Origin of the sequence: Acinetobacter sp. ABJ-A23_2 (genome assembly GCF_044538765.1) — a bacterium.
In the GTDB taxonomy this organism is placed as follows: Bacteria; Pseudomonadota; Gammaproteobacteria; order Pseudomonadales; family Moraxellaceae; genus Acinetobacter; species Acinetobacter nosocomialis_A.
The window spans coordinates 1-20,611 of the sequence record NZ_JBIUCP010000057.1 but is presented as its reverse complement, the minus strand read 5'-3'; the positions used below and the strand labels follow the sequence as shown (position 1 = coordinate 20,611).

General features: G+C 38.0%; 20 protein-coding genes, 1 tRNA gene and 1 pseudogene. 10 read left to right on the top strand and 12 right to left on the bottom strand.

Annotated elements, in window-relative coordinates:
- Positions 1–287: 287 nt before the first annotated feature.
- The 3 genes and pseudogenes from ACH63V_RS16105 to ACH63V_RS16095 all read right to left on the bottom strand — a co-directional run bounded on the left by ACH63V_RS16105 (position 288) and on the right by ACH63V_RS16095 (position 3,124).
- Positions 288–1,374 (bottom strand): annotated as a pseudogene (locus tag ACH63V_RS16105) (DUF6670 family protein).
- A gap of 17 nt (positions 1,375–1,391) precedes the next feature.
- Positions 1,392–2,225, bottom strand: coding sequence for a CDP-diacylglycerol--serine O-phosphatidyltransferase (gene pssA, locus ACH63V_RS16100; RefSeq protein ID WP_002050746.1), 834 nt, complete (start codon positions 2,223–2,225; stop codon positions 1,392–1,394).
- Positions 2,226–2,266: 41 nt separating this feature from the next.
- On the bottom strand, positions 2,267–3,124 hold the full coding sequence (locus ACH63V_RS16095) for a 23S rRNA (adenine(2030)-N(6))-methyltransferase RlmJ (RefSeq protein WP_151740418.1): 858 nt from the start codon (positions 3,122–3,124) through the stop codon (positions 2,267–2,269).
- Positions 3,125–3,241: 117 nt separating this feature from the next.
- Between ACH63V_RS16095 and ACH63V_RS16090 the strand changes: the two genes are divergently transcribed.
- Entirely contained in the window at positions 3,242–3,847 is a 606-nt protein-coding gene (locus ACH63V_RS16090; protein ID WP_396464050.1) for a 2OG-Fe(II) oxygenase, read from the top strand.
- 68 nt (positions 3,848–3,915) lie between these two features.
- Entirely contained in the window at positions 3,916–4,443 is a 528-nt protein-coding gene (locus ACH63V_RS16085) for a hypothetical protein (RefSeq protein ID WP_151740416.1), read from the top strand.
- 49 nt (positions 4,444–4,492) lie between these two features.
- On the opposite strand, the gene ACH63V_RS16080 is transcribed toward ACH63V_RS16085, so the two are convergent.
- The 4 genes from ACH63V_RS16080 to ACH63V_RS16065 form a co-directional block, all read right to left on the bottom strand.
- Positions 4,493–4,738, bottom strand: coding sequence for a DUF2789 family protein (locus ACH63V_RS16080; RefSeq protein ID WP_151740415.1), 246 nt, complete (start codon positions 4,736–4,738; stop codon positions 4,493–4,495).
- Between the two features lie 162 nt (positions 4,739–4,900).
- Positions 4,901–5,887, bottom strand: coding sequence for a malate dehydrogenase (locus ACH63V_RS16075; protein WP_396464049.1), 987 nt, complete (start codon positions 5,885–5,887; stop codon positions 4,901–4,903).
- Positions 5,888–6,098: 211 nt separating this feature from the next.
- Positions 6,099–6,761, bottom strand: coding sequence for a ribonuclease I (locus ACH63V_RS16070; protein ID WP_396464047.1), 663 nt, complete (start codon positions 6,759–6,761; stop codon positions 6,099–6,101).
- Positions 6,762–6,818: 57 nt separating this feature from the next.
- On the bottom strand, positions 6,819–8,762 hold the full coding sequence (locus ACH63V_RS16065) for a transglycosylase SLT domain-containing protein (protein WP_396464045.1): 1,944 nt from the start codon (positions 8,760–8,762) through the stop codon (positions 6,819–6,821).
- Between the two features lie 287 nt (positions 8,763–9,049).
- On the opposite strand from ACH63V_RS16065, the gene miaB reads away from it, so the two are divergent.
- From miaB to ybeY, 3 genes are all read left to right on the top strand, one after another.
- On the top strand, positions 9,050–10,501 hold the full coding sequence (gene miaB, locus ACH63V_RS16060; protein WP_087607038.1) for a tRNA (N6-isopentenyl adenosine(37)-C2)-methylthiotransferase MiaB: 1,452 nt from the start codon (positions 9,050–9,052) through the stop codon (positions 10,499–10,501).
- Positions 10,502–10,538: 37 nt separating this feature from the next.
- A complete protein-coding gene (locus ACH63V_RS16055; protein ID WP_002050786.1) occupies positions 10,539–11,627 on the top strand; it encodes a PhoH family protein in 1,089 nt (362 codons plus the stop codon).
- 276 nt (positions 11,628–11,903) lie between these two features.
- Positions 11,904–12,380, top strand: a complete 477-nt coding sequence (ybeY, locus tag ACH63V_RS16050; protein ID WP_107972700.1) for an rRNA maturation RNase YbeY — start codon at positions 11,904–11,906, stop codon at positions 12,378–12,380.
- A gap of 89 nt (positions 12,381–12,469) precedes the next feature.
- Here the strand turns inward: ybeY and ACH63V_RS16045 are convergent, their stop codons facing one another.
- A complete protein-coding gene (locus tag ACH63V_RS16045; RefSeq protein ID WP_396464044.1) occupies positions 12,470–13,354 on the bottom strand; it encodes an energy transducer TonB in 885 nt (294 codons plus the stop codon).
- Between the two features lie 233 nt (positions 13,355–13,587).
- On the opposite strand from ACH63V_RS16045, the gene ACH63V_RS16040 reads away from it, so the two are divergent.
- The 3 genes from ACH63V_RS16040 to ACH63V_RS16030 all read left to right on the top strand — a co-directional run bounded on the left by ACH63V_RS16040 (position 13,588) and on the right by ACH63V_RS16030 (position 15,777).
- Entirely contained in the window at positions 13,588–14,259 is a 672-nt protein-coding gene (locus ACH63V_RS16040) for a hypothetical protein (protein ID WP_311086357.1), read from the top strand.
- Between the two features lie 157 nt (positions 14,260–14,416).
- Entirely contained in the window at positions 14,417–15,130 is a 714-nt protein-coding gene (locus ACH63V_RS16035; protein ID WP_396464043.1) for a DUF3108 domain-containing protein, read from the top strand.
- A gap of 71 nt (positions 15,131–15,201) precedes the next feature.
- Positions 15,202–15,777 carry a xanthine phosphoribosyltransferase gene (locus tag ACH63V_RS16030; RefSeq protein ID WP_107972704.1) on the top strand — a complete coding sequence of 192 codons (576 nt, stop codon included), beginning with the start codon at positions 15,202–15,204 and terminating at the stop codon, positions 15,775–15,777.
- 52 nt (positions 15,778–15,829) lie between these two features.
- On the opposite strand, the gene wrbA is transcribed toward ACH63V_RS16030, so the two are convergent.
- A complete protein-coding gene (gene wrbA, locus ACH63V_RS16025) occupies positions 15,830–16,423 on the bottom strand; it encodes an NAD(P)H:quinone oxidoreductase (protein ID WP_396464053.1) in 594 nt (197 codons plus the stop codon).
- Between the two features lie 288 nt (positions 16,424–16,711).
- Here wrbA and ACH63V_RS16020 point away from each other — a divergent pair, with 288 nt between their 5' ends.
- A complete protein-coding gene (locus ACH63V_RS16020; protein ID WP_311069283.1) occupies positions 16,712–17,959 on the top strand; it encodes a YihY family inner membrane protein in 1,248 nt (415 codons plus the stop codon).
- 104 nt (positions 17,960–18,063) lie between these two features.
- Here the strand turns inward: ACH63V_RS16020 and ACH63V_RS16015 are convergent, their stop codons facing one another.
- Entirely contained in the window at positions 18,064–18,705 is a 642-nt protein-coding gene (locus ACH63V_RS16015; RefSeq protein ID WP_396464041.1) for a fumarylacetoacetate hydrolase family protein, read from the bottom strand.
- 39 nt (positions 18,706–18,744) lie between these two features.
- Positions 18,745–19,242, bottom strand: a complete 498-nt coding sequence (locus tag ACH63V_RS16010; protein ID WP_263614639.1) for a YcxB family protein — start codon at positions 19,240–19,242, stop codon at positions 18,745–18,747.
- A 223-nt stretch (positions 19,243–19,465) separates the two neighbouring features.
- Between ACH63V_RS16010 and ACH63V_RS16005 the strand changes: the two genes are divergently transcribed.
- Positions 19,466–20,158, top strand: a complete 693-nt coding sequence (locus tag ACH63V_RS16005) for a nitroreductase family protein (protein ID WP_396464040.1) — start codon at positions 19,466–19,468, stop codon at positions 20,156–20,158.
- A gap of 119 nt (positions 20,159–20,277) precedes the next feature.
- On the opposite strand, the gene ACH63V_RS16000 is transcribed toward ACH63V_RS16005, so the two are convergent.
- Positions 20,278–20,354: transfer RNA gene (locus ACH63V_RS16000), tRNA-Arg, on the bottom strand.
- Positions 20,355–20,611 lie beyond the last annotated feature (257 nt).

The window sequence follows — 20,611 nt, the reverse complement described above, 5'->3', positions numbered from 1 at the left end:
TTCAATTCTCTTAATGATCTTCTTCCTGGTTCGTCACCAGCAAGCTAGGTCGGCTATATTACTCTTAATCTCTTAAAAGTCAACAGGTAATTTCGATATTTTTAAAACTTATTCTCAAAACCAACTTATCATCAAATTCATCACTTAAAGCAACTAACTTAATCTCAAGTAACTGTTTTTCAACAAGTTTTTATCTGCATCACCGCCGATGGATGTGCATTATAGACCATCCCATCCCCTTTGCAAGTCCTTTTTTAAAATTAGTGCAACAACAGTTCGCTTTTTAATCAAAATTGATAAAAATATTCATTTTTTATATAAACACGGCTGTAAAAGCATCAATTTATCTAAAATTTTCTCATCTTGATTCTTCTCTTGCCATCTTAATGGGCGGCAATCGATGTATTCACAATATCCACCTTCTCCTTGAAGGCATTGGTCATTCCAACTTAACTGGTAACGAAAACTTCCAATATATCCTGCAGCTAATCCAAATTTGTAATCACCACGGCTTTCAGCATAGAGCTCAAAAATAACTTTTCCATTTTTTTTAGATTGCCAAGAGAATTCTCGAGGTAAATACATTTCTCGTCCATGAGGTGTTACAACTTTTGGATAAACCCGGTGAATATGGAAATTGACATCTTCGGTAAGTGTGACGGCTGACTTCCCTAGTTCTTGAATATCTAAATGTGAAAACAGAATAATATTCCATTGATTTCTTATTTGAGAAAGTGTGACTTGCGTTGTTTCATTTAAATTAATAATTTGGCAGGTATAAAAACATAAAGATAAGAAAGGCAAATGTAAGGCCCGAGCATGTTTAAAACGTCCTAATCCATTGACTTCATATTTCTGCCCTTTATATAAAATCTCACCTTCGCAGTGGCACAAAACAGACCAGTAATCAGATATCCCCCACTGCAATGCGGATGAGTTCGAAATGTCCGAAGGCATTTGGACAATTAAATTACAACTCATTTCAGAATCTGTTCGTCTAAGCTGAACTCTTGGAATTTGCCATTCAATAAGATCTGTTTTATCAAATTGATAATGACTAGGGGTAAGCTGACATTGTCTTCGAATGGAATAAGTTTTTAAGTGACTTACACTGTGTAGGCTATTACTAACTAATACTGTTGCTGTATCAATTGGTGAAGTGACAATACTGTTTGCGTTATAGCAAAGGGGAATTCTAGGCTGCCCGATTAGACTAATATAATTAAAGTAACGAAGTGGTGCAGGTAAGTTTGGAAGGATTAAGCCTTGATAGACAACTTTAAAGAAGCCTCTAGCAGGCTGATAAACAACACCCTCATTTGACTTGAGGCTCAGTTGCTGCAATTGATTTATTGGACTCATCAACTTAGGCATACTGAACCTCGTCTAATTTATGTTTTGATAGTCTCGTTATTTTTTTTAGCTAAAAGTGTGGTTACAAAACCTGATAGAGCATAGATGATTGAAACAATCAAAATACCCATTGGGATATTATAAGTGATTGCTGCAAAAATCAGTACTACCGGCAACATAACTACAAAAGGAACACGTTTGCGGTCCATTTGCTTAAATGAATAGTATTTAATATTGGAAATCATGAGTAAACCAACAACAACCATGATTACCGCATTAATGACCTGAATCGCAATATCACGTAAATCGAAGATGAACGGATAATCACGAGCCACCCATACAAGTGAAATAATAATAATTGCAGCTAATGGGCTTGCGATACCAATAAAATAGCGTTTATCAACTACTCCAATTTGAACATTAAAACGTGCCAAACGGAATGCTGCACAGGCAGTATAAACAAAACAGCATGCTAAGCCGATACGGCCTAAATCATGGAGACTCCAGCTATACATTAGCATTGCTGGTGCGACACCAAATGCTAATAAATCAGATAAAGAGTCATATTGCTCACCAAAAGCACTTTGAGCGCCAATAGCTCGAGCAACACGTCCATCTAACCCATCAAACAAAGCGGCAAGAAAAATAGCATAAATCGCTTGTGTAAATTCACCATTCATACTTGCAATAATGGAATAGAAACCAGACAACAAAGCGGCTGTCGTAATTAAGTTAGGCCAAAGATAAATACCTCGGCGCTTCACTTTTTGTCCTTCCGGATTATCTTCTTCTTCAACCACTTCGAACGTAATCCCATCAAATGAATGTTCATTATGAGTTAAATCTTGCTCTGGTTTAGGCGCATTTGTCATTATTTTCTATTCCAAACATGTGCATTGATTTAAGTTAACTGTTACTCACCCACTAACCAGCGAACAGCAGCATGTCCACCCGTTTCTTGCATACGTAAGTGCGGGAATAACCACTGTAAAGCTTGGTCAGCTTGTTCAGAGAACTGCCATGGTGGGTTAATCACTAATAAACCACAACCATTCAAACCTACAGGTGTGTCATCTGGCCATACACAAATTTCACAAATTAATTGACGGCGAATTCCAGTTTTGAACATTTTCTTTTCAAAACGTTCAATCATTGCGCGGTCTTTAATTGGATACCAAACTGCAAAAACACCTGTCGGCCATTTCTTATGAGCTTGTTGTAACAGTTCAACTAATTGCGGAAAGTCTTTACGCTCTAATTCGTAAGGCGGGTCAATCATAACCAGACCGCGCTTTTCTTTTGGCGGAATTACACCGAGCAAGCCTTCATATGCATCACGCTCATGTAAACCTGCACGTTTATCGCGAATGTTATGACGTAATTGCTGAAAAACATCACGCTGCATTTCAAATATAGTCGCTTTGTCAATTTCACGCATACCTTGTAAAGCAAACCAAGGAGAACCAGGATAGCTACCCTTACCTTCTTGATTACGTAATTCTTCTACAAGTTTTAAGTATTGCTGGATTGCTTCAGGAGCCTGACGCTTTTCCATTTCAGAAAGCTGTACAAGACGATGAATACCCGTTAGGAATTCTCCTGATTTTTGTGCAGGTGCTTGAGATAGATCATATTTTCCAGCCCCTCCATGCGTATCGATATAGCGATAAGGTTTATCTTTAGCATTTAAACGGTTGAGAAGCTGTAGCAAAAGCACATGCTTCATAACATCTGCAAAGTTGCCCGCATGGAAATGGTGACGGTAATTCATGTTGACTTTAATTCCTCAATTCAACGAATAGTTTAACATGAAAAAAATATTCTTTCGTAAGGTTGTGATCATCTAAAATAAGGCTGCTTGATTTTCTTACGATCGATATGAGGTTATATGCGCTCTCAACCACTTCCTGACAGTTGGAATCTGGATCAGATTCTAGATGACTTAAATGCACATGGTTTTGCAATTGTGAATCATGCCTACTCTAGTGAATATCATACTCAAGTTGCCAAAGAGTGTAGTTATCACTTTGATGAATTTCGTGAAGCTGGTATCCAAAATGGAGTGGTGAGTACAATTCGAAGCGATCATATTTTATGGATTAATGAATCACTTCCTGTTGCTGAACAACACGTAGAAACCCTAACTTCATTTTGCCAACATCTAAATCAAGCTTTCTTTTTAGGAATTAAAGAGGTTGAGGCGCATTTTGCCTGTTATAACGCAGGTGAATTTTATGCATTACATCGAGATAACCCTCAACAAAAAAATGATCGTATTATTTCTACTGTTTATTATTTGCATCCTGAATGGCAGGATGATTGGGGGGGACAACTACGCTTGCAGGACAAGAATGATATTTGGCACATTATTACACCAGAACCTAATCGCCTAGTTATATTCCAAAGTGATTTACTTCATGAAGTTTTAGTTTCTAAACAGCAGCGTCTATCAATCACAGCTTGGCTTCGTAGTGGAAACTCGATTTGGGTTTAGAAGAATGCTCTTTAAATTTCTTAAATAAACCCGATATAAGAGCTATTGATTAAAAAGGGCGAAGGCGTATGTCTATTGAAACAAAAATGATTGTAAGCAGAATTGGTGAAACAGACCAACTCTATTTAACTGAGAATACGCCCGAACTTGCTTTGGAACGTGCAGATTTACGTATGCAGCTCGTTGTACTAAGCCGTGTTCGCCAAGAGCAAATTCATTTTTTGCAAGAAGCTATTGTTTTGCTTGAGCAAGCTCGTATGGAATACGATGAAATGCCAATGAGTTTATATTTGAATTTATCTCTTCATTTAGCTAAAGCGTATATGATTTATTTTGAATTAAATAAAGAAAAACGCTTTGCGCTCATTGCACAGCAAATTTTAAAGCCCTTAGCTCATCATCACCATAGTGATATATATTTCTTCTTGGCCTATGCTTCAGCAGCGCAGGAAAAACCTGCCCTTACTCGTCATTGGCTTACAAAATATTTATCAACAGCACAATGTGATCTTGAGTTGGTTCATGAGCATCCGGTATTTCACCCAGTACGGCATGAGCCATGGTACAAAGATTTATTAAAACCCAAAATTCACTAAAGGGTAAATTGTAAAAGGCCTGTTATTTATCAACAGGCCTTTTATTTTGTTATTTTTTAACACTATCTTCGTGCAATTGCTCATTGAGCTCATCAATGACGACAATCCATTCATCATCTTTTTCCCAATGGCTTTTCAGGAAATCACTTTGGCCTTGTGACCAAAAAGGTGCTTCATGTAACTTCTGTTCAGCAGGTAACTGATGCGTTTTGATAAAATTTTCAATACTCGCGTCATCAGCATCTAAACCCAATTGCTCAAATAAAAGTTGTAATGTCGGTTGCTGTTCAAACATTGTTATTCTCCCATGGCTTCTTTTCAATAATCTAGCAACAATAGATGTTAGTTGCATATCTATGTCTATATTTTCTTGTTGTTTTTTGTGTGTTCTTATTAAATTTCAAATATAAAAAAGCACCCTACAAGAGAGTGCTTTCTAATTCATTTAATTAATGAATTATTTTAGCATGTCAGCAATTGCTGCACGTTCTTCTTCAAGCTCGTTTAGAGTGAAGTTGATACGCTCACGGCTGAATTCATCGATTTCTAAACCTTGAACGATTTTGTATTCACCGTTTTCAGTTGTTACAGGGAAACCGAACATAACGCCTTCAGGAATACCATAAGAACCATCAGATGGAATACCCATAGTTACCCACTTGCCGTTTGTACCAAGTGCCCAATCACGCATATGGTCGATTGCAGCATTCGCAGCAGAAGCAGCAGAAGACAAACCACGCGCTTCGATAATCGCAGCACCACGTTTACCAACAGTTGGAAGGAATACTTCTTTGTTCCAAGCTGGATCGTTGATCTTGTCTTTTAAGCTTTCGCCATTTGCAGTTGCAAAACGGTAGTCAGCATACATAGTTGGAGAGTGGTTACCCCAAACTGTTAATTTTTCGATGTCAGCAACTGCAACACCAGCTTTTTGAGCAACTTGAGTCAATGCACGGTTGTGGTCAAGACGTAACATTGCTGTGAAGTTTTTCGCTGGAAGATCTGGAGCAGATTTCATTGCGATGTAAGCGTTTGTATTTGCAGGGTTACCTACAACTAATACTTTAACGTCACGGCTAGCAACTTCGTTTAATGCTTGACCTTGGCCAATGAAGATTTCACCGTTAACTTTTAACAAGTCAGCACGTTCCATACCAGGACCACGTGGGCGAGAACCAACTAATAATGCATAGTCAGCATCTTTAAATGCAACTTTAGGATCATCAGTCCCGATCATGCCAGCCAATAAAGGGAAAGCACAGTCATCAAGTTCCATCATTACGCCTTTAAGCGCTTGTTGTGCTTTTTCAACTGGAACTTCAAGCAATTGTAAAATAACTGGTTGATCTTTACCTAGCATTTCACCGCTTGCGATACGGAATAATAAGCTGTAACCAATTTGACCTGCAGCGCCAGTCACGGCAACACGAACGGGTTGCTTCATGTAATTGTCTCCAATGAGTGTCCTTAATCGGGCTAAATAGCGATTCTATCTAACCAAATCATCATAAACGGCAAAGATTGTACTCTAAAGAAGTTGCAGATGCATGTAAAAGCGACTCATTTTCACCAAAAGTCTGATAGAAAATACAAATTAATCTTTACAAATAGATTCAATGTATGGTGAGCATTTTTTGAGGAAATGGTAGCTACTCTTAATAGCTACCTTTAATCGTAATTTCGCTTGGGCAATTAGAGACCACATGATTTGAACATTGCTTATATTGGCCATTTACCGTGTAGCAGACTTTAACTTCTGTAAGCACAACATCTGAGCGCGAAAGTTGGCAAGAAAAACGAATGCCATTTTGTGGCAAACTCGGGTTAAGCTTTGTAAATTGTTGACGTAATGTAGATTGTTGCATTTCTACGTTACTAGAACTGGTTAAATTAGCAGGTATTTTTAATCGTTCAGCGAAGTTAATAATTGTACGGAAATACTGACTCGCGTTCATAGGTACACAGCCACCTACACTCTTCCAAAGTTGCACACGAGCATTATTGTCTGGCATCACTCGAGCAACGACTTTAGCTTGCAGTGGTGAAAGTGTGGCAGAACTTTCCGTTGAACAGTCCGTTCTGGTTGTTTCAGGCATTAAACCTGTAATGGTAAGTGAATATCCTTCCAGACATTTACGCTGCTTCTGTTTAGAAGGATCTAGCGAACAGACAGCAGGCGTCATCTGTACATGCATGACATAACCTTGCACGTTTACAGGTTCCGCATGTAAAACAGAACTCATCAATCCAATGCTTGCACAGATGAACCACCATGCAAGTTGCGATATTGGATGAAGTCCTAGATATCTATATTTCATTTAATTAAAACTTGGTTATGCCAATTAAAAGAATGTTCCATCATTCATCATCTAAAATTAAGGTGATGATCGCATTGGAATGACTTTCATACGCTGTATCAGCGACTGAGCGCCTTGCCCCAACACCACTCCATAATGTGTCGCATTTGTCATGACATGCTTGACATAATCTCTGGTCTCAAGCAATGGAATGGTTTCTGTATATTGATCAGCTTCAATCGGTTGGTAATCGGGTTGCCAACGTCTTGCACGATTCGGGCCAGCATTATAACCTGCCGTTGCTAAAACTGGGTTATTGCTTAACTGCCCTTGAATCATTGATAAATAAAATGTTCCATAACGAATATTGGTATTCATTTCACTTAACGCCGCCGGATTATATGTCTCCCCCATCTGACGAGCAATCAACTTTGCTGTATCAGGCATAATTTGCATAAGACCACCAGCTCCTACATGAGAACGCGCCGAGGTAACAAACCGACTTTCTTGACGCATTAAACCATAAGCCCACGCAGGATCAATTCCAGCATTGTAACTATGGCTTACGACATTGGTCTTATGTGGGGTTACATAACGGTAGGTATCGTTATGTTTATTCGTTGTACGATCTGCTGCATAAATTGCACGGTCATACCACCCCATATCGTGAGCACGCTTCGCTGCAGCTAATAATAATCCATCGTCATGCTGGAGATATGCCTGACGAACTGCCCAATTCCACTCGCGGTTGGTATACGTTGGATTTGCATTAATACGTCTTAAAGTAAATGCACGGTTAAAGTGAATATTTTGGTCTAAACGGCGTAAATCACTTGCAGACGGTTCATCACTATAAGGTTGATGGTTATAGCGTACACCTAAACGGTCTTTTGCAAGAAGATTGTGATAATCATCGCCACTTTCAGCTAATTTTTTATAAATACGTTGTGCCGTATTTTTAGAATTACTATCGCCACGTTGTTCTGTTGCACGGGCTAACCAATATTGCCAGCGATCTTCTTGTTTCTGTGAAACCGTCATACTATCAATCGCACGAATTAAGCTTTCCCATGCGCTAAAGCGAATCGCTTGTCGTGCATAAATTTCAGCTTCTTCTGGACTTAGCGGATAACCATAGCTTGCATCGAAGTATTGAAGAACTTCACGGTTAAAGTTGTTTTTCATCACCGTGGTGCCACCGATATAGGCTACGGTGCGATAGAGATACTTTTGTACATTCTCTGGAGTACCTTGCGCCACACGCTGTACATTCGCAAAAGCATTGCTTAAATCATTATTTGCTAGACGGCCTAATGCAAAAATCAAATAGGCATAATCTACATCATTAGTTTTTGGGGCGGTCCATAAATAATTAAGAGGATTCGCCTGAATTTGGTTAAGCTGAGCCAAAGACAAATTCATACCCAAAGTCTGTGCTGTAGCAAGTGCCTGTCCCGACAGGCCTGAACGTAGCTGCACCCAAAGGCGTTGCTGTTTATCTTGCGTACTCATTAATGGACTAGAAAGCATCATACGGCCAAGTCCAACACATGACTCTGGTTGTGATTCTGTTGCTAACCAGACATCTTTATATTCTGCAAATACTAATGCATCGCCACTTTTAGCTCTTACCTGTGCTAAAGCACAATTTTCGGCTGGATCTGGGTTAGACACGTAAGATAAAAGTGGTTGTGCAGATACAAAGTCAGCTTGTTTAACTTTTTCTTCAACATAATCTGCTGCAAGTTTCTCTGCCATAGCAGATTGAGGATAGCGCTGGGCAAAACTTACAATTGACGTTGGAGATTGAAAGCCTAAATTACTGTTTAGTTTCCAATATTCAGGGTAATAACCCAATACATCATTTTGCATTGCTGCCTGATATTGGTCTAACAAGGCGGTATTACCACTGTTTGCGGCATTTAATGCATCGTTAAATTGTTCTTCTGCTGCATAAGACAATGAACAACCAAGTAAACACACAGCTCCTAACCAGCTACGATGTGCATATTTATTTTTCATCACACGACTCTTGTTTGATGAGCTCTTTTTACCTGGTCTCATAAATGCGCTAAACCCTGACTATCCACCTTTAGGCATAGTTTAATTATTCTTCGTGCATTCTTTTGTTGTGTTATGTAACTATCTGATTCGACATCATTAAAATTTATGTCATTTGTCTCCATAAATCATGTGCAGCTTATGGCAGTTTATTGTTATCTGTCCGGCACAAATACTGCTATAATGATTGGTTTGACCCGTTTTGGGTCATTTTATTATTTATCTAGATCGATCTGTTAGGAGCCTACATGACGGTTCAAACCTTCATTCCCAATGGTGCCAAAGCTGCCTCAGAAAACACTGTTACCCAGCCAACGCACACCACTGACGTTTCAATAAAGAAATTATATATTGAAACGCAAGGGTGTCAGATGAATGAGTATGACAGTCACCGTATGGCAGACCTTTTAGGGGATTCTCACGGTTATGTTTTAACAACTAACCCTAATGAAGCAGACATTCTGCTCATGAATACATGTTCTATCCGTGAAAAAGCACAAGAAAAAGTATTTAGTGAGTTAGGCCGTTGGCGCAAACTAAAAGAGCAAAATCCTGACCTTGTGATTGGTGTAGGTGGTTGTGTTGCATCTCAAGAAGGTGACAACATTCAAAAGCGTGCGCCGTATGTCGATATGATTTTTGGCCCACAAACCTTACACCGTTTACCACAAATGCTTGACCAACATCATGCACAAGTGGAAAAGCCGAAAAAAGAAAAAATTAAGCTCGTTGATATTTCATTCCCTGATATTGAAAAGTTCGACTTTTTACCTGAACCACGCGTAGAAGGTTTCAAAGCATTCGTTTCTATTATGGAAGGTTGCTCTAAATACTGCTCTTTCTGTGTGGTTCCATATACTCGTGGTGAAGAGGTTTCTCGACCACTTGATGATGTACTTGCAGAAATCGCAGGTCTTGCTGAGAAAGGTGTTCGTGAAATCAGCTTACTTGGTCAAAATGTAAACGGATATCGCGGTGAAACATTCGAAGGTGGCATTTGTACCTTCCCTGAATTGTTACGACTCGTTGCAGAAATTCCGGGTATTGGCCGTTTACGCTATACAACTTCGCACCCACTTGAGTTCTCTGATGAACTTATCCAGTGTTATGAAGATTTGCCTCAAATGGTTTCACACTTACATTTGCCTGTACAAAGTGGATCTAACGATGTACTTAAAGCAATGAAGCGAAATCACACGATTGATGTTTATATCGATAAAATTGCCAAGTTACGTAAAATACGCCCTGATATGCATTTATCAAGCGATTTTATTATTGGCTTCCCAGGTGAAACTGATGAAAACTTTGCAGAAACATTACAATTTATCAAAGATTTAGACTTTGACCACTCTTATAGCTTTGTTTACTCAAAACGTCCTGGTACACCGGCATCTGACTTACCAGATACAACTCCTGAACACGTTAAAAAAGAACGTTTAGCACAAGTTCAACAAGTCATTAAGCAATCAAGTATCGAGAAAACTGATGCAATGCTTGGCAAAATTGAACGTGTACTGATTGAGAAAGTATCTGATCAAGACCCTAATATTTTAGTAGGTACAGCAGACAACACTCGTTTAGTGACTTTTGTAGGCGACGCTTCTTGGATTGGTCGTTTTGCAGAGATCGAGATTACTGAAATTAAAACTTTAAATTTAGTTTACGGTGAACTCTTGAATCTTGAGCCTGACGTGGCGTAATGTAGAGGTATTCTAAAGTCTACTGAAAGGTTTTCTCTTGACTGCAGCGATTCGACGTACCGTAACATTTCCTGAAATTTCAATGGAACGTTTAAAGAGCATCTTGGGTGCCTATAATGGGCACCTTAAGCAAATCGAACAGCGTTTAGATGTCAAAATTACTCATCGTGGAGATGTTTTTCATATCGATGGTGAGATAGATGCTGTTGGGAGAGCCGAAGCGTTATTGCAACGACTCTACGAAGAAACTGAGGAGTCCCAGCAAATCAGTGCCGATCTGTTACATCTCTTGATTCAATCTTCACAAACTGAACGTAATTTTGAGTTAGTGGGTGAAGAGATGGAAGAGCATGATGCGCCAATGGATGTCTACTTTCAGACTCGAAAAGGTCGTATTAATCCACGTGGTGCCAATCAAAAACGCTATGTACAACGTATTTTGCAAAGCGATATTTCTTTTGGTGTAGGTCCTGCTGGTACAGGTAAAACTTATTTAGCTGTTGCCGCCGCAGTAGATATGTTAGAGCGTAATGAAATCCAGCGGATTTTACTTGTCCGTCCTGCTGTAGAAGCAGGAGAAAAGCTTGGTTTCTTACCGGGTGATTTAACCCAGAAAATTGACCCATATTTACGCCCTCTTTACGATGCCCTCTACGAAATGCTGGGCTTTGAAAAAGTCGCCAAATTAATCGAACGTCAAGTGATTGAAGTTGCGCCTCTTGCTTATATGCGTGGCCGTACGCTTAACCATTCATTTGTGATTTTGGATGAAGCACAAAACACTACGCCGGAACAAATGAAAATGTTCTTGACCCGTTTAGGTTTTGGCTCTCGTGCAGTAATCACAGGTGACATTACCCAAGTAGATTTACCTCGAGGCCAACAATCTGGTTTGGCGCACGCGCTACGTGTACTTGAGAATATTAAAGAAATTCATATTACCCGTTTCCATTCTCGCGACGTTGTACGTCATCAACTTGTTCAAAAAATTGTTGAAGCGTATGAAGGTTGGGATGGTGAACAACAGCGTCTTAATGCTGAAGCACGTGCTGAACGTAAAGCACGTCAAGAAGCATTAGTTGCTGAAAACGATACAGCAGCAGACTTGCAACATCAGGATGCCTAGGGTCTGTTGAATATTCAAAATTGGATTGCGTTGTCGGCTAAAATTGAGCAGACAAGGCATGAAATGATGGGAATGGTAAACCCCTTTCCAAGTTTCATAACGTAGTCTGAGATAATTTTAGCCACAACCCTTCGGGACAAGAGTGTTTTTTGTTGCTACATCGTTGTGAACTATTCATTTAGAATACTAAATTTCATAGTCCACGCCTTATATCATCTAAAAAACACCCGATGTCGCAACCATCTGTGAATGTTTAACAGCCCCTAAGGATTCACTTTGAAAATCAGTTTAAGTTTACAACAAGACTTTCAATCACCTGAGTTAGAGCTCAAACGAGCTCAACTCAAAAAAATTATTGAGACAACTTTACGCCACGTTGGCTACAAAGAAGATTGTGAAATTGGTGTTGCATGTGTTGATTTGGAAGAAAGCCATCAACTTAACTTGCAATATCGTGAGAAAGATAAACCGACCAATGTTCTCTCTTTTCCAAGTGACATTCCTGAAGAAGTCCTACCTATGCTTGATGCATTACCTCTAGGCGATTTAGTGATTTGTATTCCGGTGGTATTACAAGAAGCTTTGGAACAGAAGAAAACTGCACAAAATCATTTTGCACATCTTTTAGTACATGGAGTTCTGCATTTACTAGGTTATGACCATGAAACTAGCGATGAAGATGCAGAAGAAATGGAAGGCTTAGAGATCGAAATTTTAGCTAAACTCAACATTGCCAATCCGTATCAGGAATAATCAATTTCTCTAAAACTATTAAGCGCGCAATTAGCATCTTAATTTATTTTTAAAATGTGGATATCCTAAAAGTTATCCACATTTTTTCATTAATGAACCTCAAACTCAGCTTCAGCTGGATCAAAACGCCAAGTACGAATAATACGAAGCTCTGAAATATCTTTCATATTTGCATCAAAATGACCAAACGGCGCTCCCCGACGTACCGATGCCTTTGCTGCCTCATCTAAAACTGGATGTCCTGAACTTTCAAGTAAACGAATTGCACGGATTCCCCCTTGAGCATTCAAAATCACCATAAGGCGAACTTCACCTTTTAACTGTTGTTGTTTAGCTTCTTCTGGATAATAGCGGTTACCGTAAAGTTCCACTTTTTCACGGAATTTATCTAAATAAGCTGCTGAAGCATCTTTCTTAGCTTGAATACCATCCACTGTTTTTATTTTTTGTTGGCGACTGAAATCTTGCTGACGTTGCAAATATTGAGCTTCAAGGCTTGCGACCATGGCAGCTTTGGCCTGGAACTGGCTTTGTAACTGTTCAAGTGCTTTTTTCCTTTGGCTCTCCTCTGCTTGTTTCTGCCAACTCAACACAGTCATGAGTACTTTTTCTTCAAACTTAAGTTCTCTTTGTTGCTGTACTTTTTCTAAATTTTCTAACTGAGCTTCTCCAGTTGAAGCATCAGTCGGCATAGGTGTTGGGGAGTTACTAGACATCCGATGGGCTGCTCGAAATGCCCCTGAACCCTGCTGGTCTGCTTGAGCTAAAAAATCTGCATGCTTAACCACATCTTCAGTAGGACGAATAGATATCGCGATTTCTTTAGTTGATTGTTCTGATGGCGCAGGCATCGCAAAATGGATGAGCAGCACAAAAGTATGCAGTAAGATTGCAAGTATTATTGCGACAATAAAGACTCGGTCTTGCCACCAATAATGAAAAGGCTCTATAGAAAGACTTCTTTTTTTCAACATAATCTTAAAAGCATATAAATGCCTTTTCCCCACGGTATCAATACCGAACAAAATACAAACTGATATTCAAATATGGATAAAAATGTGATTCACTTCAAATATGAGCTTTTATCCATTTTCATTTTGTGAAAATGTATCAATTAAATTTGTTACACTGCAATATCAAAACCTGTTTTTTATCATAATAAAGATTGTGTTGATTCTTTAGTAAATCATCATCTGGAAGTTCTTTTATGCAAACGCTATTTTCCTCATTAGTCAAACGTCTTCATAAAGTCTACCGAAAAGCTGAAGCCTTCATTGAGGAAGAAAGAGATTTTACATTATCGCAAACTTTTCTAAATGCGACCTTAGAACGTTACGTAACGAATAATGTCGAGTTTTTAGATGATCTACACGCAGACCTTTATCATGATTGGTTAAGGCTCTATGCCACCATGCATGTCAAAGGTTTAGAAACGACTTTATCTGTCGATTTAAAATTGATTCAGATGGAATTTAATAAAGAACAGCAACTTATCGTTTTTGAACAAATTAGTAATACACAAATTGTAGAAGCTAAATATAAAAATTTCTGGCAAAAAATTGCTGTGAAAGCTGCTATTTTTTACTATCACAAAATTCTAAAAAAAGACCCATTGGGTATGATTTTGGAGCGTTTTAACGTAGCACAAGAAAAAGATGATCTTATCTTCCTAGACCTGAATCGTTGGTTTGGTAAAAAAGCCAGCATTATTGAAACATTGGGCAAAGTTCATATTAACTATGCACGGGTTCGTGAAGCAGAATTGGTCGTCTTTGGTAATGTTAATCTCGCTGCCTTACTTTTCCGAGATCAAGATGATGACTTTGAGGATGATCTGGAAGACACTGAAATTACGCCAATACAGCAAAAAGATGCATAACAACTGTATGAGCTAAAGAAATTTATTGTTAAAAAACACAAAGAGATTACATATTTAGCATAAATCCTGATTTTTTCTCCATGATCAGCAGGCATAATATGCAAAAGTCATAGATGCATCAGCACTGGCCTTTCAGTCTGTACAAGGATATTTACTTATGGCAACAAAATTTCTGAAATCATTCAGCATCGCAACTGGTATTTCGACAACTTTGCTTATTGCAAGTTTCTCTAGCCATGCACTTGCCATGAGCCCATTTCAGGCAAATTATCAGTTTACCTATAATAATAAAGGCATGGGTTCAGCAACACGCGCACTTAGTCAACAAGGCAATAACTGGACTTATCTATTCACTGCAAAAGCTGGTGGAATCGCTTCTGCAAGTGAAACAAGTAAATTTAGTTTTGCTAATGGCAAAATTGGTTCACAAAGCTTTAGTCGTACTAGTAAAATTTTAATTCATAACAACACTATGAATATTAATTTTAACCCTGGTAATAAGACAATTAGCACAAAGAAAGATGATAAAGCACGCTCATTTGCTTGGCAGCCTGGCGTACTTGACGAGCTAAATGCTGAATTACAAGTTCGTGAAGATTTAAAAAATGGTTCACTCAAATCTTCTTACCCTCTTGCAGATGCAAAAGAAGTTGAAAACCGCCGTTTTGTAAAACAAGGCAATGAAAAAGTTAAAACCTCTTATGGCACCTTTGACACTATAAAAGTGGTTTTAGAGCACGGCAGACCAGATCGTAGTACTATTTTCTGGTTAGCACCTAAATTGGACTACTTGCCAGTTAAGGTAAGTCATATTGATGGAAAAACATCTTATGGTTTGTTATTAACAAGTTATAGCGGTAAAACGAATTAAAGCTTGCATTTTTTCGGATGCTTTTTAAAATACGCATTTGCTTTAAAAGCATCCGTCTAGAGGATTCTCCCGTGCACGCACTAGAACAGAAAATCTTAACAGAAGGTATCGTTCTATCTGATCAAGTGTTGAAAGTCGACGCTTTCTTAAATCACCAAATTGACCCTGTCCTCATGCAGCAGATTGGTAAAGAATTTGCCGCTCGCTTCAAAGATGCAGGGATTACCAAGATTATTACCATTGAAGCTTCAGGTATTGCACCAGCAATCATGGCAGGTTTAGAACTTGGTGTACCTGTGATTTTTGCTCGTAAATATCAATCACTGACTTTAAAAGACGATTTATATCGCGCTAAAGTATTTAGTTTTACTAAACAAACTGAAAGTACGATTGCTATTTCAAACAAGCACATCAACTCAAGCGACAAAGCTTTAGTAATTGATGACTTTTTGGCAAATGGTCAAGCAGCGCTTGGTTTGATTGACTTAATTCATCAAGCAAATGCGGAAGTAGTAGGTGTTGGTATCGTGATTGAAAAATCATTCCAACCAGGCCGCGATTTATTGCTTGAAAAAGGTTACCGTGTTGAATCTTTAGCACGAGTTAAATCACTTACTGATGGCACAGTAACTTTTATTAAAGAATAAAATTATTTAAATAAAAAAGAGCGGAGTTCCGCTCTTTTTTATTTTTATAAGATTATGAGTGAAGTTTTTTTACGATTTCACCTAAGCGTTTACCTTGTGCTTCACATAAAAGCTTTTCATCTTGGCTTAAGCCTTGATCATGTCTAGGGCCACTCACATGGCTTGCACCATACGGCGTTCCACCTGTTTTAGTATTCGATAACGCAGGAATAGAATTTGGTAAACCTAAAATCATCATGCCATGATGAAATAACGGCGGTAGCATCGTTAATAAAGTACTTTCCTGTCCACCATGCATTGAACCAGAAGAAGTGAAAACACATGCTGGTTTGTTGTGTAAAGCCCCATTTAACCAAAGACTTGTGGTCTGATCCCAGAAATATTTCATTTCGCTTGCCATGTTACCAAAGCGAGTTGGAGACCCCAGTGCCAAGCCTGCACAATTAGCTAAGTCCTCTAAAGTGCAATAAATATCACCTTCTTCAGGAATGCTTGGCTCAGCTTCTGTTACTACTGTTGCAATATTAGGTACTGTGCGAATTTTTACATTAATACCTGCAGCTTCAACACCATTCGCAATAAGATGCGCCATTTCTTTAGTAGAACCATATTTACTGTAATAAAGCACAAGAATGTAAGGTTGCATCGGTTTCATGAATTTTGTTAAAAAGAACACTATACGGTATTTTTTATTTTTTTGGCGAAGCCAATTTTATGAAATTTTAGAGGTGATTGATTTTTAAGGGCAACAGTAACAAATATCGGTAAAAGCTTTTTACTACGTTTTGTTACGATGATACATACGGAACTTTCAGAATACTTTTTTATTCTTTAGGTTAAAGTTTACCCACATCAAAGATAGTGTTCTCAACCGAATACACCGGTGAATATCAATCACCCACATCATGATTAAAAAAATCGGGATAGATGACGCATGTTAGAACGTTTTTTGAAGAGACTTCCTTTTTATAACAAGACCTGGTTTCAATTTATTTTATTTGTAATTAAGCGTTTTGAAGCTGATCGCTGCCGAGAACAAGCTGGCGCTCTCACCTATACAACTCTTTTTGCTGTTGTGCCGATGCTAACAGTATTTTTAGTTATTATTTCTTCAATTAAAGCCTTAGAACCTGCTAGACAACAGTTGCAGCACCTAATTTATAGTAATTTTTTACCTAAAAGCACCATTGCATTTGATAAGGCACTCAATGCTTTTACCGAAAAATCCAGTAATTTAACTGTGATTGGTGTGCTGTTTCTATTTGTCACCACAGTTTTAATGCTGACAACAATTGAAACTGCCTTTAATCGCATATGGAGAGTAAAAGAAACTCGTAGCGGCATTGTAGGCTTTATGCGCTACTGGACCATTATTTCGCTTGGTCCCATTATTTTAGGTAGTGCATTTGTTATTTCATCAACCGTTGCATCAATGAACTTATTAAGTAATAACTTCACGGGTTATCAACTTGATGGTGCATTTCTACTTTGGCTTATTTCTTTTGTTCTTACTGTTTTGGGATTCTTTATTTTATATTGGACCATTCCCAACCGCACAGTTCCCTTATTTTCAGCAGCAATTGCCGCGTGTTTGAGTGCTGTATTGTTTGAAATACTTAAGAATTTATTCGGCTTTTTGATGTCTAACTTCACCAGTTATGAAATCATATATGGTGCATTTGCAGCAGTACCTATTTTCTTATTATGGGTATTCTTATCTTGGAATATTGTATTACTCGGTGTCGAGGTGAGTTTTGCCCTTACCGCTTTTCATTCAGGCAAAGAACAAAAAAGACATCCAGTACTCATGCTACTCGATATTTTAGAATTATTTTATAAAAAGCAAAAACTTGGTGAAAGTGTAAATGATAAAGAAGCATTAGAAATTTTAGGCCGTGGCGAAATTGGCCGGTGGCCCGCTTATGTTGTCTTACTCGAAGAGCAAAATTTGGTTAAACGCACAGATAAAGATGAATATGTTTTAGTCCGTAATTTATCTCAAGTCGACTTTTGGAGTTTCTTTACCGCATTACCTTATCCACTTCCATTACGTCCAGATGTATTAAATGTGCATGATGATGATGAATGGATGGAAAAAATCGGCCCAGCTTTAGTTGAGTCCAATGACTATTTGGCAGCTAAACTCTCTATTCCACTTTCAACAATTTTTGAAGAGAAATAGAAAATAAGATTATTTATTCATATAAAAATCTTCTATATACAGACAATAAAAAACCCTATTATCAGTTCAATAATAGGGTTCAAAACTTAGCGATTTAAATCAAATTATGCTTTAACAAAGGTTTCCCAAACAAAATCTTGAGTAGCACCTTTCAAAGTCATTTTTAGCTGATCACCAGCATACAGTGGCCCCACTCCTGCTGGCGTACCCGTCATAATGACATCGCCTGGTTCAAGTGAAAACACCTGATTAATATCAGTTAAAAGTTCGCCAATAGTAAACATTAACAGTGCAGTATTACCATCTTGACGCAATTCATTATTAATATGGAAAGTGAATTTGGTCTCTTCCCAATTGGTAATTTCACTTACATCTACCCAGTCCGCAAGTACACATGAACCATCAAATGCTTTTGCTCTTTCCCAAGGCTGACCTTTATCTTTTAATTCATTTTGCATATCACGCAAAGTTAAATCTAACCCTAAAGTTACAGCACCAATAGCTTGCAATACTTTTTGCGGATCAGTTTCGCCTTTTAGTGGCTTATCAATACGCAAAACAAATTCGCATTCGAAATGGCAACTACCCCAAGATGGATTCCACGAAATACCTTCATCTAAACCAATCAAACTACTTGGTGGCTTGATAAACAATACTGGTCGTCCCGGCATTGCATTGTTCAGCTCTTTTACATGATCAGCATAACTTCTGCCCACACAAACGATTTTTGAAGGACGTGTTTTCATGAAGCTTCCTTTATTGTTGCGACTAATAATTCTAATAACTTATTTCTTAAATGTATTTTCAAATACAGTTTGATCTGAAACTTGAGCAAAGGCACGTTTCGGTACAATAATGACCGTTTTGTTTTTTAACTCAAGCATATAAGTCAGTTTACCCTTAGCAAAAGTCTGCACATCGCCATACTGTACGACTTGTTTACGACCAGCAGCATAGAGTTCAAAATAATCTTGGTATAAATCGATCCCTTGCTCACTCTTACCAAATTGATAACGTACAAACTGACGCTTGAACATCATAGGTAAAAGCCAATAGCGCATTAGACCTTGCATAATCAGGAAAAAAATACCCAAAGCAACATAGTAGCGACCAACGCCTGATAAGCCTAAATAAAAACCCCAAATAACAATTGCAATACTAATAACAGGGGTTAAAAAACGTGTGAATTGTTTCTTTCCGAATGTCACCAAGCCAAACCCGTCTTGAGACTCTTCTAAATTTAAATAATAACGTAAAGATAAAGCGCTTTTTTGCTCGGTCATCACTATGTATCAATATTGAATAAATCGAAACTATTAGAGCATATTCATCTACGCTTTAAAATGAATCAAAAGTGATTTTTTATTTTTGCTCACACGATAAAGCTTTCATTCGTACAAGTTGTTTACTCGTTTCATATATAGAACGTAGATTCATATTTATAAGGCTTATTTCATATTCTTAAATTTATAGAATGCTTCTATTGTCTCTTTAGTGGAATTCGTCATGTCTTTCTTTGCAAAACTATTTGGCTTAAATCAAAAAACGACAGCTCAAGAAGATGTGGCTTTCAAAGCTGCTCAAGAGCTAGAATCTTCAAATGAAACTTCTTTTATAGAACTCATTAAAAACCGCCGCTCTATTTATGCAATTGGAAATAACTTAAACCAATCAAATAATGAAATTGAAAAGTTAATTCAAGAAGCAATCAGACATAGTCCTTCTGCTTTTAACTCTCAATCATCTCGCGCTGTTATTTTATTTGGACAATCACATCAAAAATTCTGGGATACAGTTCTAGAAGTTTTAAAAAGTATTATCCCAGCTGAAGCTGTATCGGGAACAGAACAAAAAATTCAAAGTTTTGCCGCTGGTGCAGGTACAGTTTTGTTTTATGAAGATCAGAACGTGGTTAAAGGCTTACAAGAACAGTTTGAAGCTTATGCTGATAATTTTCCAATCTGGTCTGAGCACTCAACAGCAATCGCTCAATTTGCAGTTTGGAACGTATTAGCTGAACAAGGTATTGGTGCTTCATTGCAACACTACAACCCAATTATTGATGAGAAAATTAATACTGCTTTCAATATCCCAGCAGAATGGAAGCTAAGAGCTCAGTTAGTTTTTGGTTCTATTGAAGGTAAAGCAGGTGAAAAAGCCTTTATTGACGATGCAAGCCGTTTTAAAACATTCGGCTAATAGATAATCCTTGAATCTAGATATTTTTAAAGCTGGTTGTCATGTGCACCAGCTTTTTTATTGAAATCATAAAAAACAGGCACAAAAAAACCGCTATATATAGCGGTTAATTCTTCAAGTGGTGCGCTCAGAGAGATTCGAACTCCCGACCCCTTAGTTCGTAGCCAAGTGCTCTATCCAGCTGAGCTATGAGCGCGTACTTGATGGAGGGCATTATACGCAGTTTTTCTATTTTAGAAAGAACTTTTTCATCTTTTTGTCATCAAGCGTCTAGTTCTTAGCCATAACAAAATATCTTGGTAGTCTAGCTTTTCAAAAAAGGGGAATTTCTTGTCCATAAAATATATTTGAAATATTTTTTTTCAATTAAAGGTGCCCTCTTCTTTTATCCAATTTGGACATTTTGACCAAATTGACAGAATCAAAAGCCTAGTTTTTTAGTCAGGATTATAT

What these genes read in the sequence shown, in the direction of transcription:
- pssA (WP_002050746.1), bottom strand. Translation starts at nt 2,225, where the DNA reads ATGACAAATGCGCCTAAACCAGAGCAAGATTTAACTCATAATGAACAT.
- ACH63V_RS16095 (WP_151740418.1), bottom strand. Translation starts at nt 3,124, where the DNA reads ATGAATTACCGTCACCATTTCCATGCGGGCAACTTTGCAGATGTTATG.
- ACH63V_RS16090 (WP_396464050.1), top strand. Translation starts at nt 3,242, where the DNA reads ATGCGCTCTCAACCACTTCCTGACAGTTGGAATCTGGATCAGATTCTA.
- ACH63V_RS16085 (WP_151740416.1), top strand. Translation starts at nt 3,916, where the DNA reads ATGTCTATTGAAACAAAAATGATTGTAAGCAGAATTGGTGAAACAGAC.
- ACH63V_RS16080 (WP_151740415.1), bottom strand. Translation starts at nt 4,738, where the DNA reads ATGTTTGAACAGCAACCGACATTACAACTTTTATTTGAGCAATTGGGT.
- ACH63V_RS16075 (WP_396464049.1), bottom strand. Translation starts at nt 5,887, where the DNA reads ATGAAGCAACCCGTTCGTGTTGCCGTGACTGGCGCTGCAGGTCAAATT.
- ACH63V_RS16070 (WP_396464047.1), bottom strand. Translation starts at nt 6,761, where the DNA reads ATGAAATATAGATATCTAGGACTTCATCCAATATCGCAACTTGCATGG.
- ACH63V_RS16065 (WP_396464045.1), bottom strand. Translation starts at nt 8,762, where the DNA reads ATGAAAAATAAATATGCACATCGTAGCTGGTTAGGAGCTGTGTGTTTA.
- miaB (WP_087607038.1), top strand. Translation starts at nt 9,050, where the DNA reads ATGACGGTTCAAACCTTCATTCCCAATGGTGCCAAAGCTGCCTCAGAA.
- ACH63V_RS16045 (WP_396464044.1), bottom strand. Translation starts at nt 13,354, where the DNA reads ATGTTGAAAAAAAGAAGTCTTTCTATAGAGCCTTTTCATTATTGGTGG.
- ACH63V_RS16040 (WP_311086357.1), top strand. Translation starts at nt 13,588, where the DNA reads ATGCAAACGCTATTTTCCTCATTAGTCAAACGTCTTCATAAAGTCTAC.
- ACH63V_RS16035 (WP_396464043.1), top strand. Translation starts at nt 14,417, where the DNA reads ATGGCAACAAAATTTCTGAAATCATTCAGCATCGCAACTGGTATTTCG.
- wrbA (WP_396464053.1), bottom strand. Translation starts at nt 16,423, where the DNA reads ATGCAACCTTACATTCTTGTGCTTTATTACAGTAAATATGGTTCTACT.
- ACH63V_RS16020 (WP_311069283.1), top strand. Translation starts at nt 16,712, where the DNA reads ATGTTAGAACGTTTTTTGAAGAGACTTCCTTTTTATAACAAGACCTGG.
- ACH63V_RS16015 (WP_396464041.1), bottom strand. Translation starts at nt 18,705, where the DNA reads ATGAAAACACGTCCTTCAAAAATCGTTTGTGTGGGCAGAAGTTATGCT.
- ACH63V_RS16010 (WP_263614639.1), bottom strand. Translation starts at nt 19,242, where the DNA reads ATGACCGAGCAAAAAAGCGCTTTATCTTTACGTTATTATTTAAATTTA.
- ACH63V_RS16005 (WP_396464040.1), top strand. Translation starts at nt 19,466, where the DNA reads ATGTCTTTCTTTGCAAAACTATTTGGCTTAAATCAAAAAACGACAGCT.